16 protein-coding genes and 1 tRNA gene are annotated in these 15,627 nt (G+C 43.7%); 16 read left to right on the top strand and 1 reads right to left on the bottom strand.

Translation table 11 applies throughout. The features are described 5' to 3' along the window. The first annotated feature begins 7 nt into the window (after positions 1 to 7). The 16 genes from ATHSA_RS06210 to ATHSA_RS06135 all read left to right on the top strand — a co-directional run bounded on the left by ATHSA_RS06210 (position 8) and on the right by ATHSA_RS06135 (position 14,198). Positions 8 to 304 carry a YggT family protein gene (locus ATHSA_RS06210; RefSeq protein WP_161848258.1) on the top strand — a complete coding sequence of 99 codons (297 nt, stop codon included), beginning with the start codon at positions 8 to 10 and terminating at the stop codon, positions 302 to 304. After that, complete coding sequence (locus tag ATHSA_RS06205) at positions 301 to 1,122, top strand: NAD(+)/NADH kinase (protein ID WP_161848257.1); 822 nt, start codon at positions 301 to 303, stop codon at positions 1,120 to 1,122. Before ATHSA_RS06210 ends, ATHSA_RS06205 begins: the two co-directional genes overlap by 4 nt. Further along, positions 1,097 to 2,809 carry a sigma-54 interaction domain-containing protein gene (locus tag ATHSA_RS06200; protein ID WP_161848256.1) on the top strand — a complete coding sequence of 571 codons (1,713 nt, stop codon included), beginning with the start codon at positions 1,097 to 1,099 and terminating at the stop codon, positions 2,807 to 2,809. Before ATHSA_RS06205 ends, ATHSA_RS06200 begins: the two co-directional genes overlap by 26 nt. A 22-nt stretch (positions 2,810 to 2,831) precedes the next feature. After that, positions 2,832 to 4,076, top strand: a complete 1,245-nt coding sequence (locus ATHSA_RS06195; protein WP_161848957.1) for a serine hydroxymethyltransferase — start codon at positions 2,832 to 2,834, stop codon at positions 4,074 to 4,076. 15 nt (positions 4,077 to 4,091) lie between these two features. Then, on the top strand, positions 4,092 to 5,201 hold the full coding sequence (glgD, locus tag ATHSA_RS06190) for a glucose-1-phosphate adenylyltransferase subunit GlgD (protein WP_161848255.1): 1,110 nt from the start codon (positions 4,092 to 4,094) through the stop codon (positions 5,199 to 5,201). Positions 5,202 to 5,213: 12 nt separating this feature from the next. Then, positions 5,214 to 6,482: a glucose-1-phosphate adenylyltransferase gene (locus ATHSA_RS06185; RefSeq protein ID WP_161848254.1), complete on the top strand. Its 1,269-nt coding sequence runs from the start codon at positions 5,214 to 5,216 to the stop codon at positions 6,480 to 6,482. Positions 6,483 to 6,518: 36 nt separating this feature from the next. Then, positions 6,519 to 6,591 (top strand) — tRNA-Thr (locus ATHSA_RS06180). Positions 6,592 to 6,613: 22 nt separating this feature from the next. After that, positions 6,614 to 6,925: a V-type ATP synthase subunit F gene (locus tag ATHSA_RS06175; RefSeq protein WP_161848253.1), complete on the top strand. Its 312-nt coding sequence runs from the start codon at positions 6,614 to 6,616 to the stop codon at positions 6,923 to 6,925. Beyond that, positions 6,922 to 7,524: a V-type ATP synthase subunit E gene (locus tag ATHSA_RS06170; RefSeq protein WP_161848252.1), complete on the top strand. Its 603-nt coding sequence runs from the start codon at positions 6,922 to 6,924 to the stop codon at positions 7,522 to 7,524. The genes ATHSA_RS06175 and ATHSA_RS06170 overlap by 4 nt, the downstream gene beginning before the upstream one ends. A 5-nt stretch (positions 7,525 to 7,529) precedes the next feature. Continuing rightward, on the top strand, positions 7,530 to 9,317 hold the full coding sequence (locus ATHSA_RS06165) for a V-type ATP synthase subunit A (protein WP_161848251.1): 1,788 nt from the start codon (positions 7,530 to 7,532) through the stop codon (positions 9,315 to 9,317). Positions 9,318 to 9,319: 2 nt separating this feature from the next. Then, positions 9,320 to 10,705, top strand: a complete 1,386-nt coding sequence (locus tag ATHSA_RS06160) for a V-type ATP synthase subunit B (RefSeq protein WP_161848250.1) — start codon at positions 9,320 to 9,322, stop codon at positions 10,703 to 10,705. Position 10,706: 1 nt separating this feature from the next. Further along, complete coding sequence (locus ATHSA_RS06155) at positions 10,707 to 11,321, top strand: V-type ATP synthase subunit D (RefSeq protein ID WP_161848249.1); 615 nt, start codon at positions 10,707 to 10,709, stop codon at positions 11,319 to 11,321. Further along, positions 11,318 to 12,421 (top strand): N-acetylglucosamine-6-phosphate deacetylase, encoded by a 1,104-nt coding sequence (gene nagA / locus ATHSA_RS06150; protein WP_161848248.1) that lies wholly within the window; start codon positions 11,318 to 11,320, stop codon positions 12,419 to 12,421. Before ATHSA_RS06155 ends, nagA begins: the two co-directional genes overlap by 4 nt. A 4-nt stretch (positions 12,422 to 12,425) precedes the next feature. Further along, positions 12,426 to 13,067 carry a MotA/TolQ/ExbB proton channel family protein gene (locus tag ATHSA_RS06145; RefSeq protein ID WP_161848247.1) on the top strand — a complete coding sequence of 214 codons (642 nt, stop codon included), beginning with the start codon at positions 12,426 to 12,428 and terminating at the stop codon, positions 13,065 to 13,067. Further along, positions 13,068 to 13,496 (top strand): ExbD/TolR family protein, encoded by a 429-nt coding sequence (locus ATHSA_RS06140; RefSeq protein ID WP_161848246.1) that lies wholly within the window; start codon positions 13,068 to 13,070, stop codon positions 13,494 to 13,496. A gap of 12 nt (positions 13,497 to 13,508) precedes the next feature. After that, on the top strand, positions 13,509 to 14,198 hold the full coding sequence (locus tag ATHSA_RS06135) for a hypothetical protein (protein WP_161848245.1): 690 nt from the start codon (positions 13,509 to 13,511) through the stop codon (positions 14,196 to 14,198). On the opposite strand, the gene ATHSA_RS06130 is transcribed toward ATHSA_RS06135, so the two are convergent. Continuing rightward, positions 14,199 to 15,626 carry an HD domain-containing protein gene (locus tag ATHSA_RS06130; protein WP_161848244.1) on the bottom strand — a complete coding sequence of 476 codons (1,428 nt, stop codon included), beginning with the start codon at positions 15,624 to 15,626 and terminating at the stop codon, positions 14,199 to 14,201. Position 15,627 lies beyond the last annotated feature (1 nt).

The raw sequence follows: 15,627 nt of genomic DNA, 5'->3' as shown, positions 1-15,627 counted from the left end.
GTGAACAATGTTTGCCGTTGCGAATTTAATCTACGCTATAGCGGTTATCCTTAACATAGTTGTGATCTTTTTCATGGTTGTCCTTATAATAGATGGAATCTTGAGTTTTATCCTTCCTTACGGCTTTCCTTTGAGAAGAATCTTTGATGAAATATCCGATCCGATCTTAAGACCATTTAGAAGATGGATACATCCCTTTGGTTACATAGATTTCACACCATTCGTTGTCTTTCTCATTCTTGTTTTCATACAGTTGTTCGTCGTTAACTCTCTCTTCGACCTCAGTGTGGTGTTAAGAAGATGAATTTCGACGGAATAGCCATCCTTGCGAATGAAAAAAATGCCGAGGCCGTAAGGGCTGCAAAGGTGCTGAAAGAAAGGATAGAGAAAAAATTTCCAATATTTGAAAAAGAGTCGATCACTTCAAATTCTTTGGTCTTTATCCTCGGTGGCGATGGAACTGTTCTAAGATATTCAAAAAGCGTTGTGGACAAAAACCCTTTTATTGCGGGAATAAATTTCGGACATTTAGGCTTTTTAAGTCCTTACGATTTCAAAGACATGGATACCTTTTTGAAAGATATCTTCGATGGCAAATTTTACATTATGAAAAGAAACCTTTCAATGGTTTCGGGTAGATTCGGAAAGCACTTATTCCTCAACGATTTTTTGATCCAGCGTGATGTTCATTCACATTTGATAAATGCCACAATAATTGTAGACGGAGCGCTAATGGGATCTGTAATTTGTGATGGAATTCTTATCTCGACATCGACGGGATCGACCGCTTACAACCTTTCGGCAGGTGGTCCTATCATCGATCCCAGAGCGCCAGTCCTCTCGATAGTGCCAATGATGGCCCACACGCTTTTAAAAGCACCCGTTATAGTATCGACTGATCGAAAAATAGAAATAAAGATCGATCCGAGAAATGAGGAAAGTTACTTTGCACTCTCGGATGGGGATATAATAGATCAGTACAAGAATTCAGAGATCTTTGAAATAACGGGAACGGAAAAGCATGTCAATTTCATCTGCGATTACTCGAAAGATTTCTTTAAAATAGTGAATCAAAAACTTGCATGGGGAGCACGTGATGGATTTGGAGAATATCTTAATTGATTCAAAGTACGAATATTACGAACATGCCCTTGATTCTATGATCGAGGGAGTTATAATGGTTAATTCAAAGGCCGAGGTTATTTTCATAAACAAAGCGGCCCGCCAGATCCTTCAAATAGATACCATCGATTACGTCGGAAAGAAGGTAGTCGATGTCGTGCCGAACACAAGGCTTCAAAATGTCGTCGAAAGCAAAAAACCAGAGATAGATCAAATCCAGAGCATAGGAAAAACGAAGATAATAACGTCTCGAATTCCACTTTTAGACGATCAGGGAAATCTAAAGGGTGCCATCGCCGTCTTTAGAGATGTCACGGAAATTCAAAGAATGGCCGAAGAGGTTACGGACCTAAGGCGCATCCGTCTGATGCTCGAGAAGATAATAGAATCGACCGATGACGCGATAAGCGTTGCCGACAAAGATGGCCGTGTTGTCATGGTAAATCGTGAATACACCAAATTAACGGGCTTTAACGAAGAGGAAGTCATAGGGAAGCCGGCAACGATAGACATAGCCGAAGGCGAGAGTGTTCACATGATGGTGGCAAAAGAAAAAAAGCCCATCCTGGGCCACAGACTCAAGGTTGGCCCGATGAAAAAGGACGTCATCGTCGATGTAACGCCACTCTTTGTCGATGACAAGTTTGTCGGAAGCGTCGGAGTAATTCACGATGTCTCAAAGATACTTTCGTTGAGCCGTGAACTCGAAGAAGCGAATAGAATGTTAAGAAGGCTAAAAGCGAAATATACCTTCGATGATATAATAGGCAATGGACGGGCCATGCAGATAGCGATAACGCAGGCAAAAAAGGTCGCACCGACAAGGGCGACCGTACTTTTGAGGGGAGAATCTGGAACGGGAAAGGAACTTTTTGCCCACGCCATTCACAACGCAAGCGATAGAAGGAATAATCCATTTGTAAGCGTCAACTGCGCCGCCCTTCCGGAAGGCATTCTCGAATCGGAACTTTTTGGATACGAAGAAGGAGCCTTTACAGGGGCAAGAAAGGGTGGAAGAATAGGACTCCTTGAAGAGGCAGATGGAGGGACTTTGTTTTTGGACGAAATAGGAAAGATGGAGTTAACCGTTCAATCCAAATTTTTGAGGTTCTTACAGGAAATGGAAATAACAAAACTTGGCAGTTCAAAAACAAAGCGTCTCGACGTAAGGATTATATCTGCCACAAACATAGATCTCGAAGAGATGGTAAAGGCGGGGAAATTCATACCCGATCTTTATTACAGGATAAATGTCGTGCCGATATACATTCCCCCTTTAAGAGAAAGGGTCGAAGACATAGAACCTCTTGTCAAATACATAATAAGAAAGTTGAATCAGGAATATGGAAGGGCCATCAACGGCATCTCAAGTGACGCGCTAAAGGTAATAAAAAGCCTTCCGTGGCCGGGAAATGTGAGAGAACTTGAGAATTTCATAGCACGAGCCATGATAAATATGGATATAAGCGAAAGAGAAATAAAACTTTCCTCTCTTCCTCCATATTCCGGAACCTACAAAGGGACTCTAAAACATGAAGGATTGAAGAAATCTCTTGCCGCCTACGAAAAAAGTTTGATAGAAGAAGCCCTAAAGGCGAATAAAGGAAATAGAAAAGAGACGGCAAAGAGTCTGGGAATAAGTTTAAGAACCCTTTTTTACAAAATGGAAGAGTACCAGTTAAAGTGAGGAGGCATTAAAAATGAAAGACATGTGGGAAGAGGTAAAAAGCGTCGATCCTGAAATTTACGATGTCATTCACAAAGAACTCGAGAGACAAAGAAATGGGCTTGAACTTATAGCCTCTGAAAATTTCGTCTCAAAGGCCGTTTTGCAGGCTATGGGAAGTGTGCTTACCAATAAATACGCCGAAGGATATCCCGGAAAAAGATATTACGGCGGATGCGAAATCGTCGATATCGCCGAAAATTTAGCGAGAGATAGGGCATGTGAATTGTTTGGTGCCGAATACGCGAATGTCCAGCCCCATTCCGGATCTCAAGCGAACATGGCCGCTTACATGTCTCTTGCGGATCCGGGAAGCGTTATAATGGGACTTTCCCTGACTCAGGGTGGCCATCTTACACACGGATCTCCCGTGAATTTTTCTGGAAAACTTTACAAGGTTATTCCTTACGGTCTAAATCCAGATACAGAGACGATAGACTACGATCAGGTCAGAGCCCTCGCGATCGAGAATAAACCAAAGATCATAATAACTGGTGGCAGCGCATACCCAAGAATTATAGATTTCAAACGTTTCAAAGAGATAGCAGACGAGGTCGGCGCATACCTTGTCGTAGATATGGCGCATTTTGCCGGTCTCGTTGCGGCGAAGATCCATCCCAATCCAGTTGAATATGCCCACGTCGTTACATCGACAACACACAAGACTTTAAGAGGGCCACGCGGTGGATTAATACTTTCAAAAAAGGATTTTGGCAAGCAAATAGACAAAACGATCTTCCCCGGTACTCAAGGAGGGCCATTAATGCACATAATAGCGGCCAAGGCCGTTTGCTTTAAAGAAGCGATGACAGATCAATTCAAAGATTATCAAAGGCAGATAGTCAAAAATGCGGCTTATCTCGCGAAAGCCCTTTCCGAAAGAAAGATAAGGATCGTCTCTGGCGGTACCGATACGCACCTTATGCTCGTAGATCTCGTCGATACAGGACTCACCGGTAAAGAAGTGGAAAACTTGCTCGGTGAGATCGGAATAACTGTCAACAAAAACACAATTCCAAGAGAGCAAAGGCCACCAACGATAACAAGCGGAATAAGAATAGGAACGCCAGCCGTCACAACTCGCGGGATGAAAGAGAATGAAATGGAGGAAATAGCGGACATAATCGCCTCTGTGATTCACGATCAGTCAGATCAGAATAAGCGCGTGGCGAAAGAACGTGTTCAGGCACTTTGTAAGAAGTTCCCGCTTTATCCAGACATTCTTTGAGAGGGGGTGCATCTTTTGAAGGTTCTCGGATTGATCCTTGCCGGTCAAAAAGGGGAAAATCTCGGAAAATTGACAAACAGAAGAGCATCGGCGGCTATTCCCGTTGCCGGTAAGTATCGCGCCATCGATTTCACTTTATCGAACATGGTAAGGGCAGGAATAAGAAAGGTCGGTGTCCTTACCCAGTACAATCCGCGAAGTCTTATGGACCACTTAGGTTCCGGAAGGGAATGGGATCTTGACAGGAAAAACGGTGGCCTTTACATTCTTCAGCCTTACGTCAGCGAGACAAGCCAGTTATGGTACAGAGGAACGGCAGACGCCATTCACCAGAACATAACGGTCTTAAGAAGAGGAGAAGAGGATTACGTGCTGATAGGCTCAGGCGATCACATATACAACATAGACTTCACCCCGCTTTTTAAATATCACATAGCAACGGCCGCCGATATAACGATTTTGACAAAATCCTCTGCCGGATACGATCCCGCGATGTACGGAACGGTTAAGATCAATGAAAATAACAGAATAACCTATTTCGTCGAAAAAGACAAAGAAAATCCGGGAGACATGATAAATCTCGGCGTTTATTTCATGAATAAAAAATTGATGATGGACCTTCTATATTCAACCGTACCAAATGGAAAATACGATCTCGTCAAGGATATAATCATTCCGAACATCAATGGTCTTAACATCATGTCTTACGAATTCTCTGGATACTGGAGAAATATAAAAAAATCCCTTACAGAGTACAAAAAGGTCAACATGGATATGCTCAATCCAGATATTTTGAATGAACTCTTTTCGCCCCAAAGAAAGATATACACAAAACTCAAGGATCTCGCCCCTCCCAAGATCACATCGACTGGATCTGTTACAAATTCGATAATCGCGGATGGATGCATAATATCCGGAAGGGTTACAAACAGCGTGCTTTTCAGAAATGTCAACGTAAAAGCCGGCGCATATGTTGAGGATTCCGTTATCATGGAGGGATCTGTGATAGAAGAGGGATCAAGGGTAGTCAACTGCATCTTAGACAAAAATGTCACGATAAGAAGTGAAAAATCCTACGTTGGATATGAAGAACCCCTTGTTTTTGAAAAATGGCAGGTTGTCTGAGGGGGTGATAAGATGAACGAGATCATAGCGATGATACTTGCGGGAGGTCAGGGTACAAGGTTAGGGGTTCTCACCGAAAATGTGGTCAAGCCCGCAGTTCCATTCGGAGGAAAGTACAGGATCATAGACTTTACCCTCTCGAATTGTGTGAACTCTTCCATATACACAGTCGGCGTCCTCACCCAGTACAGGCCAAGGGTCTTAAGCACACATTTAGGTGTCGGAAGAGACTGGGACATGGACAGAAAGAATGGAGGCCTTTTCATACTCTCGCCATACGCCGCCTCCACAGAAGGCGAATGGTACAAAGGAACGGCCCACGCCGTCGCGCAAAATATAGACTTCATAGATCAATTTTCTCCGAAGTACGTTCTCATACTCTCTGGAGATCATGTCTACTCAATGGACTACAATGAGATGCTTGATTTTCACATCTCCAAAAATGCCGATGCAACGATTTCATGCATAAGAGTACCGCTCTCAGAGGCTCACAGATTTGGAACGGTTATAACGGACAACATATCGAGAGTGAAAGAATTCGAAGAAAAGCCGAAAAGGCCAAGGTCCCAACTTGCATCGATGGGTATATACATATTCAACTGGCCTTTGTTAAGAGAAATTCTCATAAAAGATTCAAGGGACGAAAATTCTTCTCATGACTTCGGAAAGGATATAATGCCCAATCTCGTCTCTCAAAAGGCCATTTACGCTTACGAATTCGAAGGGTACTGGAGGGATGTCGGAACGATAGACGCTTTCTGGGAGGCGAATATAGACCTTACGAGGTCTATGCCGGCTCTGAACCTTTACGATCCAAACTGGAGGTTTTACACGCATAGCGCCGAAATGCCCCCGGCATTCTTTGGAAAAGAGGCAAAAATTCTGAATTCTTTAACGAGTGAAGGATGCATCGTCAATGGAACGGCAGAAAGTTCTGTACTCTTTCAGGGTGTGATTTTAGGACGGGGATCTTACGTCAAAAATTCGGTTGTAATGACAAATGTCAAAATAGGCGAAAATTGTGTTATCGAAAATGCGATAATAAGTGAAAATGTCGTGGTAGGAAATAACTGTCAGATAGGGATCGGGGAAAATATACCGAATGAGAAATATCCAAATATATACAATTCCGGAATAAGCGTCATAGGGGAATATGTCATCGTTGGAGACGACGTAAGAATCGGGAAAAACGCGTCTATCGGTAACTTTTTGAATATGGAAGAGATGAAGGTAAAAGAGGTTCCGGGTGGCAAAAATCTCAGAGTAGATGGCCTTGCCTGATATGACCTTTTATGATATAATCTATCTTGTGCGTTTGCCAGCGTAGCTCAACCGGTAGAGCAACTCATTCGTAATGAGTAGGTTTAGGGTTCGAGTCCCTACGCTGGCTGTGTTTTTAAAGAGGTGATAAGATGAAATTCTTTCTCATAAGCGACAATATAGATACCTACACCGGAATGAGATTGGCTGGAATAAATGGTGTGGTCTTACACGAAAAAGACGAGATCCTCTCCAAAATCTCCGAGATCAGAAAAGACAAAGACATAGGCGTGCTTTTGATTACCGAAAAAATATCCGAAATGATTCCAGAAGAATTGGATAAATTGCGCAAATCGAGGACTCTTCCGATAATAACGGTTATCCCCGACAGACATGGTAGCAGAAGATCGAAGGACTTTTTGACAAAGTACGTTCAGGAAGCGATCGGGGTGAAGGTAGGATGAACGTTGAAAAAAAGGTTGAGGCGTTAAAGAGTTACGTCAAGAACAAGGCAGAAGAAGATGCCGATTCCATCTTAAAAGAGGCCCAAAAAAAGGCCGATGAAATAAAAAAGGAATACGAAGCGCGTGCAACGGAAGAGTACAACCGAATAATAGAATCGGCCAAGAAACAGATAAAAGAAATGGAAAGAACCGAATTATCTCAGGCCGAATCGAAAGTTTCAAGAATTCTCATAGAAGGTCAAAAAGACATAATGGAAGATGCGATGAACCTTCTCAAAGAAAAGATCTTTGAACTCCCCCAATCCGCCGCTTACCACGATTTGCTCTACAAATTTCTTGAAGATGCGATAAATGTGCTCGATTCGAAAGATGTCATAGTCAAAGTCAGAAAAGAAGACAAAGCGCTTGTTTCGAAAATGGTCGCGAAATTTCCAAATCTAAATATAACCATTTCAGACGAAGAGGCCAAAATAGCGGGAGGCGTTGTTGTACTCTCAAAGGATGGAAAATCCATCGTCGAAAACTCGTTAGAGAACAAAGTAGAAGAACTCAGAGAAGAATGCCTTTCGGAATTGTTTGCAAAATTAAAGGTTAGGTGATAGCATTGGACAGAAAAGGGATACTTTATTCGATAAATGGTCCCGTCGTAAAGGCAAAAAACATGACGGGTTTCATGATGCATGAAATGGTCTTCGTCGGAGAGATGAAACTGACCGGAGAAATAATAAGTCTCGAAGGAGACAGCGCAACTATCCAAGTTTACGAAGAGACTACCAATCTAAAGCCGGGCGAGGAAGTGCTCGGGACTGGTAATTTGCTTTCCGTTACTCTTGGACCTGGCCTTATAGGATCGGTCTTTGATGGAATACAAAGGCCGCTTGATGTTTTGAAGGCCGCATCTGGCGATTTCATGAAAAGAGGCGTATTCGCAGATCCAATAGATCTGAAGAAATCATGGAATGTCCAGATGGGAAAGATCAAAGACGGAGACAAGGTCGTCGGCGGTCAGGTGATCGCGACGGTAAAAGAGACAGAATCTGTTATTCACAAAATAATGATTCCGCCCAATGTTTCTGGAATCGCAAAAAACGTCAAATCTTCGGGTAAATACACCGTTGATACCGTTCTTATGACCGTCCAAACCGAGAATGGAGAAGAGGAAATAAAACTTTACCAGAGATGGCCGGTAAGAATTCCAAGGCCTTATTCGGAAAGGCTTGCTCCAAGAGAGCCTCTCGTAACGGGCATAAGGGTTATAGACACCCTCTTTCCGATAAGCAAAGGTGGAACTGCGGCAATCCCGGGAGGATTTGGAACTGGAAAGACCGTCGTCCAGCACCAACTTGCAAAATGGTCAGACGCGGACGTCATAATTTACATAGGTTGCGGAGAGCGCGGAAATGAGATGACCGAGGTGCTCGAGGAATTCCCTCAATTGATAGACCCGAGAAATGGAAGACCTCTTATGGAAAGAACCATCCTCATAGCGAATACTTCGAACATGCCAGTCTCTGCCCGCGAAGCCTCCATATATACCGGAATAACGATGGCCGAATATTTCAGAGATATGGGATACAACGTTGCTTTGATGGCCGATTCGACCTCTCGATGGGCCGAAGCGTTAAGAGAAATATCCGGAAGGCTCGAGGAAATGCCGGCCGAAGAGGGTTTTCCGCCATATCTTGCTTCACGAATAGGAGAGTTTTACGAAAGGGCGGGAAGAGTTAAGACTATAGGAGACGAAGAGAGAATTGGATCTGTCTCGGTCATAGGGGCAGTCTCGCCTCCGGGAGGAGATTTCTCAGAGCCTGTTACAACGGGTACGAAGAGATTCATAAGGTGCTTTTGGGAACTCGACAGGCAACTTGCAAACGCGAGGCATCATCCTTCGATAAACTGGCTTGACAGTTACAGCGAGTACGCAGTTGAATTAAAAGAATGGATATCCAAAAACGTCGATCCGGACTTTTACAAGATGCGCGATCGCATAATGCAGATCCTCACCGAAGACGACAATCTCCAGCAGATAATAAAACTCGTCGGCGAGGATGTTCTTCCTGACAATCAGAAGTTGACCGTAAGAATCGCAAACATAATAAAGGTAGGATACCTCCAGCAGGATGCATTCAGCGATGTCGATAGTAACTGTCCGCTCAAAAAGCAGGACGCGATGCTGAAAACGATCCTTCATTACGCGGACAGATCGTCAAAACTCGTTTCGAAGGGTGTGGCCGTCTCCGAGGTGCTCGATGAAGATATAGTCAACACACTCATGAGAATGAAGGAAAATGTTAAAAGCGATCATTTAGACGAATTCAAGAAGATCGAAGAAAAACTCGATGCTTTCTTCGATCAACTCGACAAGAAATATCAGGTAACAACGGAGGCTTAAATATGCCATCAAAAGAATATGTTGGACTTTCTCAAATAAATGGACCTCTTGTGTTCGTTGAAAATCCGAAAGGTGTCGGATACAACGAGGTCGTCGAAATAATAACGGAAAACCAAAGAAGACTCGGTCAGGTCGTCCAAATAAGCGACAAAGTGGCCATGATTCAGGTCTTTGAAGGAACGAGCGGCCTGACCGTAGACAAGACGCGCGTCAAGTTCCTCGGAAGGCCCTTGATGGTAAAGGTCTCAGATGAGATGCTCGGAAGGGAATTCAACGGCATAGGAGAACCAATAGACAAAGGGCCGGATATCTTAAACGGAGAAAGCCGCGATATAAACGGATCACCGATAAATCCCGCATCCCGCATGTATCCAAGAAATTTCATACAAACAGGTATCTCTGCAATAGACGCGCTTATGACGCTTATAAGGGGTCAGAAACTTCCGATTTTTTCTGGAAATGGACTTCCGCACAACAGAATAGCAGTCCAGATAACAAAACAGGCAAAATTAAAGGGTGAAGAGGCTGGAAATTTTGCTATAGTCTTTGCCGCAATGGGAATAAAGCACGATGAGGCCAATTTCATAAGGGAAAGCCTTGAGCAGTCAGGCGCCATAAAGAACACGATAATGTTTCTCAACCTCGCAGATGATCCAGCCATTGAAAGAATAGCAACGCCACGCGTTGCCCTGACGGCTGCCGAATACCTTGCCTTTGACAAAAACCTTCACGTGCTGGTCTTGCTTACCGACATGACTAATTACTGCGAGGCTTTGAGAGAACTTGCGACGGCCCGTGGCGAGGTGCCATCGAGAAAAGGATATCCGGGCTATCTTTACAGCGATCTCGCGAGCATATACGAAAGGGCCGGAATGATAAAGGACAAAAATGGATCTATAACACAAATTCCAATACTTTCAATGCCAAACGACGATATAACGCATCCAATCCCCGATCTGACAGGATACATAACAGAAGGCCAGATCGTGCTCAACAGGGATCTCAACAGAAAAGGCATATACCCGCCGATAGGGGTCTTGCAATCCCTTTCAAGGCTTATGAAGGATGGTATCGGTAAAGGCTACACAAGAGACGACCATCCGCACGTCTCAAGCCAGTTATTTGCCTCTTACAGCAAGGTTCAGGAAGTAAAAGCGCTCGCTTCGATAATAGGAGAGGAAGAGTTGACAGACTCGGATCGAAGGTATTTGAGATTTGGTGAAGCCTTTGAAAATGAATTCATAAATCAGGGAGAGGACGAGGACAGGTCGATAGAGGAAACTCTCGATTTGGGATGGAAGTTGCTCGGATACCTGCCAAAGATCGAACTAACGCGTGTAAGCGAGAAAGAGATAGCGGATCATTACAAAGAAATAAAGGAGATATGAGATGGCTCAGGTTTCTCCGACGAAGAGCAAACTTATCGAGACAAAACGTGCCCTCGCCTTGGCAAGAGAAGGGTATGTTTTACTCGACAAAAAAAGAAATGTACTCATACGCGAATTGATGAAGTTGATAGATAAAGCCCGCGACGTGCAGTCGAGGACTGAGGCGCTATTCAAAGAGGCATACGAGGCGTTGATGGAGGCAAATCTGTATTTTGGAATAGAAAATGTGCAGGAAATAGGACTGGGAGTTGAAGAGTTCAGATCGCTCGAAATCAGGCTCAGGAGTGTTATGGGAGTTGAGGTGCCAGAGGTTGGAAATGTCGAGCCAAAATTCAGTCCCGCCTACGGATATGCGATGACGAATGCGAAATTGGATGTTGCAAGGAAAAAGTTCATGGAAGTTCTTGCGCTTTCGGCAAAATTGGCCGAGGTCGAGACAGGAGTTTACAGACTGGCCATCGAGATAAAAAGGACCCAAAGAAGGGTTAACTCTCTCGAGTATGTCTTGATACCAAGATATCAGGAGACCGTCAAATTCATAGAATCTTACCTTGAAGAGACTGAAAGAGATGACTTTTTCAGAATGAAAAGGCTCAAAAGCAGGAGAGAAAGTTGAGAATAGAGAATGTAAAGATCGTCGATCCGTTCTTCACAATAGAAAATGGATGGATAGAGTTCGATGATAAGATAAATTCCTATGGCTCGATGCAGGGAAAGGCCAAATTCACGATCATGCCCGGCTTTATAGATACCCACGTCCATGGCGGGGTTGGATACGATTTCATGGATGAATCGATCGATTTTGATGCCCTCGAGAGGCATTTCTTCTCCATGGGAGTAACCTCCGTACTTGCGACAACGCTTACGGCTCCGATCGATAAGATAAATCATGCCATTGAAATGATAAGAAAGAGAAGATCATCGAATCCATTTACCCCGTTCGAAGGGATCCATCTTGAAGGACCTTTTATCTCTCCCAAACACATAGGAGCCCAGAATCCGGCCTTTATTCTTAAAGGAAATGTGGATAACTTAAAAAAGATCATAGAAGGCAATGAAGATCTCGTCAAAATCATCACAATTGCCCCCGAAGAGTGCGATGAGGATTCCATACTCTACCTTCAATCAAAAGGCATAACCGTATCGGTAGGCCATTCGGATTCTACTTACGATCAATTCCAAAAATTTTACAAACTCGGCGTGAAGCACATGACCCACTTTTGCAACGCGATGACGCCCCTCCATCACAGAGAGATAGGTCTTGTCGGCGCCGGCCTTTCGAATGAAGATATAGATCTCGAAATAATTCCTGACGGAATTCATCTTAACAAAGACATGCTTTCTTTTATTTTGAAATTTCATCCACATGATCGTATAATAGCCATAACAGATGCAATGAGGGCCACCGGCCTAAAAGATGGCCAGTACGATCTTGGAGGGCTAAAGGTTACGGTATCGGGAAAGGCGGCCCGCCTTTCGAATGGTTCTTTGGCTGGAAGCGTTTTGAAATACAACGAAGGATTGAAAAATCTTAAAGATCTTGGTCTTTCGATCAATGAACTCTCAATGATTTCGGCTTTTAATCCCTCCAAAATCGCAAAAAGCGGTCCGGTCGGAAGAATCCTTCCGGGATACATGGCAGATATGGTTTTGATCGACGAGTTTAAAGTTTTGATGGTTTTCAAAAATGGAAGAAAAGTTTTAGAAGGAGGATAAAAAGATGTCTTTGGGAGATTTCGTTCATGGTGGAGGATCTGTGTTGATTGTAATAATAATTCTGGGTCTTATAGGACTTTTTTTCTTTTTCGAAAGGCTCTTCGTCCTTTTGAAAGAGAGAAATGACATGATGGCCACTATGGTCAAGGTCAGGAATGCGATCGCCCAGAAGAACATAACCGCGGCCAAACAGCATTGCAGATCATCATCTAACATCTTTTCTTCCGTTATGCTAAGAGCCTTTGAATACTACGAGCAGCAAAAGATAGATGCTTTTGACGGCAGCCTCAAAGATATAGTAGAAGAAGAGGCATTAAAACTCGAGAGAAATTACAGGTACATAAATATCGTCGCGGCCCTCGCGCCATTGCTTGGATTCCTCGGAACGGTTATAGGAATGATGCAGGTATTTGGAAAGATCGGCACGGTAAATACCGCCAACGTTTCCTCACTGCCATCTATCTTCTCGAGCGGCATCTCTTTGGCGTTATACACAACGGTTGGAGGTCTCGCCGTTGCTATACCCTTGCTTATTCTTATGGCAATACTAAGAGAGATAGAAGATAGACTCGTAGAATCGACGACCGACGAGGTTAGATCTATCGCTATGAAATTGAAATTATTGCCCATTGAGGAGGTCCAGTAAATGAAAAAAAGAGATACGGAAGTTTTTTTCTGGATAGGGATAGAACTCGTATCTCTTTTGAGTATAACCTTTATACTTATAATGTTTCTCGCGCTTGGATCTGCGACTGCCTCTCTTATTCCGTCCTCAGCGATCGGCGAGATGGGCATAAATTTACCTTCGGCGATAACGACCATTCCGGCCACTAACGCCCAAAAGGGTCTTTTCTTGACTATAAATTCGGCAGGAGATCTTTACATAGGTACAAAACAAATTCAAATATCAGATCTTCAATCTACCATCTCCTCTTACATAAGTCAGTACGGCACACCATCCGAGATTAAACTCGCCGCCGACAAATCAGTGCCTTACGGTACAATCGTTCAAATAATGGATCTTGTTAGAAGAAGTGGCATATCGACAGTAGATCTCGTGGTCGGACAGAAGTAAAGGGATGAGCCTATGAAATACACGACAGTTGCGGCTATACTTGCCATAGTATCAATTCTGGTAATCCTTGCGGGCATATCTTCCATCCTACCCGTGCCACCAAAGCCGCAGGTCGCATCGTATTCGCCTCTGACGACGACAGTTCAATTTGCCATCATAGCCAAGCCAGTTACGCCCGTATCTCCGATGATCGTAAGTGTAACGCCCGCGCCACCTTCTACGCTTGTTGCGGCCATAAATCAGATCCAGCCTTCACAGTCAAAACCACAACCTGTGATACCACAAACTGTGACTCCAAAACCTTCTCCAACGCAGACTTACGTGCCTCCCGCCATAACGGCGCAGCCTCCGAAGGAGGTAAGCGTTCCGTCATTACCGTCTTACAATCTCGTCAACATACAGAGCATACCTAACTTTCAATCACTTGTCGATGGAATGCGCAGGGATTACATAAATGAACTGAAAAAATTGCCAACCGAGATCGCCTACACGCTTGAAGGAACGGTCAAGGGGATCGTCGAGGTTCAAACGGATGGAAATGTTAAGGTCGTAAAGATAATAAGTTCTCCGAGCATAGTTTTAACGGACATATACGTGAGAAATATAGAAAAATTCGTAACCTTCCCGAGAAGCCTCGCGCTTGAAGGCCTCGAAATAGATGCGACCTTCACGCCATCTGGCACCTCAACGGTGGTCAGATGATCACCATCTTGTAGTTATATCGAGATTATCTTTTGGAATTAAATTGTACTTTTGAAGGTATTCTCGTACATCTTTTTTTGCGTAAATTCTGACGAGTTGGAGCATCTTGTCAAACATCATCGTGTAGGTGGGATGGGTTTTTTCAAACTCGTCAAAGGTCATGAGATTATCCCCGTCGTGAATATAAACCTTTGTCGATAAAAACTCGTCTGGATAGAAAAGCGTCAGTTTGTAGGGAGTATCTATTACAAAGATATCATCAAACTCTTCCAAAATTTTGCTCAATACCTTCACATCCTCAGCATTTGCTAAGTCCATTGCCTCTTTTATTCTTTTTTTCATCTTTTTGAGTATTTCCTCGCCGAGGGATTTGGAAATACTTCCGGGATCTATTCCCGTCGTCGTGTATGGAATCTCAACAACGAGTTTCCACAGATCCCTTCTTTTCAACCTCTTTATTATCTCGTAGGCTCGATCGACCTCTTCGTCTTTGTTCTTTTCAAAGTCGTGGAGAAATTCTATCCTGTGGATTACGAAATCATCTGTGAGTTTGACGAATTCGTCAAGATCTTCGAGATACGCGCCGAGATTTAAAGGCTTTATAGAATACCTTAGCAAATCCTGAATCATCATATCGACGGCTCTCGAAGTTTTGTGAAAATAAACGTTTTTGTACATCATAAACCTTCCAAAAAGGACGGTGTACATGTCATCGATTGTCTTTATGTTGTAAGAAAGCACTTCATTTTCATGTTTTTTGAGTATGGCCGAATTTCTTATTATCCTGTCCATTGGAACGGTGCCGTAATACCTCACGCCGCTGAAATACGCGTCTCTTAGCACGAAATCCATTCTGTCCGCGCCGAGCGGCCCTTGGACGATATTGAAGATAGGACTTCCCATCTTCTCCCCTTCAAAAACCTCATTGACGGACTTCATCAGATCGCCGAATGGATCCTCTGGCACCCGTCCAAATATTGACTCGATCTCTTCCATGATACTTTTTTTGAATGGTTCGCGAGAATTCTCGTAAAGTTCTTTCATCATCTGAGGCATCTTTTTTGTCAGCAATTTTTCCCTGAACTCATCGTGGCCCTCTTTGTACCCGAAAAAATCGTAGACTACTTCATCGAACTGGTGGCTAAAGGGACCATGTCCTACATCGTGCAAAAGTCCGGCAAGCCTTGCGATCTTAAACTGCGGAGAATCATTCCCGAAAAGGTGCGAGGCGTAAAGGCCTGAAACGTGCATGACGCCCAAAGAATGAGAAAATCTCGTGTGGGTCGCAGACGGATAACTCATCTGCGATCCAACGAGTTGGGAAAGGTATCTAAGCCTTTGGACTATGGGCGTATCCGTTGCCAAAATTTCGAGAGGATACATGAAAATTTCAGAGTAAAGCGGATCCCTCGATACCTTGTAATACATT

It is taken from the genome of Athalassotoga saccharophila (assembly GCF_009936215.1).
Taxonomy (GTDB): Bacteria; Thermotogota; Thermotogae; order Mesoaciditogales; family Mesoaciditogaceae; genus Athalassotoga; species Athalassotoga saccharophila.
The sequence above is the reverse complement of the archived record's forward strand: the minus strand, read 5'-3'. Positions and strand labels throughout refer to the sequence as shown.